Genomic DNA, 2,515 nt, shown 5'->3' with positions numbered 1-2,515 from the left:
TTTATTATCCTTATGCTCATGTTTTCTAATCATGTTTAATAAACCAGATGATTGATTCCTTCATCAGAAATTTATTTTTGCTTGGATTTAATAAACTTTACATTAAATCTATGTTTTCAGGTCACATCTCCAGATATAAAGTCATTAACAAACGAAGAGTTACATAATAGTTATTTCAAATGTGTGAAGAAATTATGCGATCGCGTATGCTTTTAGCATTGCCGGAGGCTAGTGACTCCAAAGGAGTATCGCTTCCATCCCAGCTAAATAAATTCAAGGAAAAACAAGACAAACTTCCTTGGTTAAAGCGACTTACGGGTAGTAATTTGACAGAAAATGAATTAGACAAAATTTTTGTAAAATTGGAAACAATTTGGCATCTTTTATTTGCAAAAGAAAACCTATTTGCAAAAGAGAATCAAAATTTAGAACAATATCATCAACATCAACAAACACAAAATAATCCACCAGAAACATCAGCAGAACTATTATCGAAATTAGAACTAGAAAAGACTGATGTATTCACACTATTCAAATATTTGAATCGAAATTTGAACCAAGACTTGCAACTCGAAAAAGTACTAATCATGAACATATTATTGAAATTTACAGATGATGAGGATGCACGAAGAGAAAAAGAACAAGAAGATGTAGACGAAACTCTATTATGGTTAATCAGTGAGTATATTCGTCTTTCTTCGCTGCCATCACTTAATGAATCTGAAACCAAGCGAATGCTCTCTATCTTGGAACTTGCACAAATCGATAATCAACTAGATGAATGGATAAGTCGCATTGATACTGCCCTAGTTGAAAAATTGGAATTTACTGAACAAGTATGTATTCTAAATTTAAAAGCTTTAGATTTTAAACAAAGCTCGAAAATCTTGCGTGATATTATAAACAGCTAGACAAAATTCTCTACTCAAAACAAATTCTGATTATCTTAATAGTACCTTAAAGCCATTAAGATAAACTATTTGTTATGGCTAAATAGCCAAAGACAAAACCATACATCACTACAAATGATGTACTTATATGTAATCAAAGTTGCAGTAGTTAGAGATATAAATTCTGCATGTAAGTTCTAACCATTTGTAAGAATAATTAAGTATCAGCGTTCAAAAATCAAATATTTGGAATGCTGATAACCTCAAGGAGATATTGCGGAGACTGGTGTATTCAAACTAATATTACTTCTTAATAACTTATCCGTAGCATTAACTATAATTTGTGCTGAACCAGTAAAAAAGCTATCATCAATATTATTTGGTTTATCGCTAGGTTGATGATAGTGGGGAGTACGTAAATTAGCGGTATCAGTGACAAGAACAGCACCTATACCTTGATACCAAAAAGGTGCATGATCGCTACGGAGAGTATCAGGAGTTAATAACCCTTTAAGTGGTATGGGAACGGTAAGTATAGCAGGTAATTTTTCTTGTTTGGAAGTCGAATTTTGAAATGAATTTAAAAGAGGCAAATGCTCAGTATCCCCAATCACCGCAATGAAATCACCTTTATCACTAGGTGGTTTAATTGGTAAGCCTGTTGGGTAATTCTGACATCCAGGATTGTAACAAGCATAACCAACCATATCCATAATAATAGCCCCACGTAAATCCTTAACATGGTTTCTTTTGGTAGCAAATGCCAGACTACCGAGTAATCCAGCCTCTTCCTTGTCAAATAAAACCAATTTGAGAGTACGTGGAGTTGATTCCAAACCAAACATACGGGCAATTTCTAGGACAACTGCGACACCAGTACCATTGTCATCGGCTCCCGGAGACTGAAAAACCGTGTCGTAATGCGCTCCAACTAGAATCGCTCCAGCAGTGCGATCGCTCCCCAAACGCTCGGCAATAATATTAACACCATCGGTAAAGGATTGTTGTTTCGGTTTGAAGCCATATTTTTTCAATTCACTGGTAATATAGTTTCGAGAACGAAGTCGTTCTGCATCTGTGTAGCGTTGGAAATTCAGCTTTTGGATATGGGTTAATAACCTCTCACGGGAAACTTGTGGGGAACTTACCGCAGCTTCTAACTTTTGCTCTGTCGAAGAATTAGAGGAATTACTTGGCTTCTCAACTCGGATTGTATCAATAACAGGTTGCGATAAGCGAAGCTTAATGCCAAAGGCATATCGCTGTTCAAAAAGACCCTTGCTACCCACCACACACAATGCAGCTAAAATTAATACAAGTAACCAAATCCACTTTTTCATAGAATCCACTCTGAGCTAAACTCTCTAAGTTTCGCAATAACTTTTACGCATTGTCTTTTGACAGAATCAAGAAAATACCTTAAAGTTCCCATTAATATTTATATAGGTATTTCAATATGAATATTTGAAAATAATATGTATTTAAAAATACAGAATAATTTTAATCAATTATCACAATTCGTAAAAAATAAAGAGTAAAAAGAAAGACTATTCTAATTGGGAATTGGGAATTGAGAATTGGGAATTAGACTTTATAATTGCCTAGCCATACTCTAAACGGCTAAT

The 2,515-nt window shown here is 34.4% G+C and carries 2 protein-coding genes; one reads left to right on the top strand and one right to left on the bottom strand.

The window, feature by feature from the left end:
• Positions 1 to 179 precede the first annotated feature (179 nt).
• Positions 180 to 911 carry a hypothetical protein gene (locus CK510_RS29235; protein WP_095724961.1) on the top strand — a complete coding sequence of 244 codons (732 nt, stop codon included), beginning with the start codon at positions 180 to 182 and terminating at the stop codon, positions 909 to 911.
• A gap of 242 nt (positions 912 to 1,153) precedes the next feature.
• Here the strand turns inward: CK510_RS29235 and CK510_RS29230 are convergent, their stop codons facing one another.
• Positions 1,154 to 2,230 carry a M28 family peptidase gene (locus CK510_RS29230; RefSeq protein ID WP_095724960.1) on the bottom strand — a complete coding sequence of 359 codons (1,077 nt, stop codon included), beginning with the start codon at positions 2,228 to 2,230 and terminating at the stop codon, positions 1,154 to 1,156.
• Between the last annotated feature and the right edge of the window lie 285 nt (positions 2,231 to 2,515).

The organism is Brunnivagina elsteri CCALA 953 (assembly GCF_002289455.1).
Taxonomy (GTDB): Bacteria; Cyanobacteriota; Cyanobacteriia; order Cyanobacteriales; family Nostocaceae; genus Brunnivagina; species Brunnivagina elsteri.
Note: the sequence above shows the minus strand (reverse complement) of the source record. Positions and strands in the feature narration are given on the sequence as shown.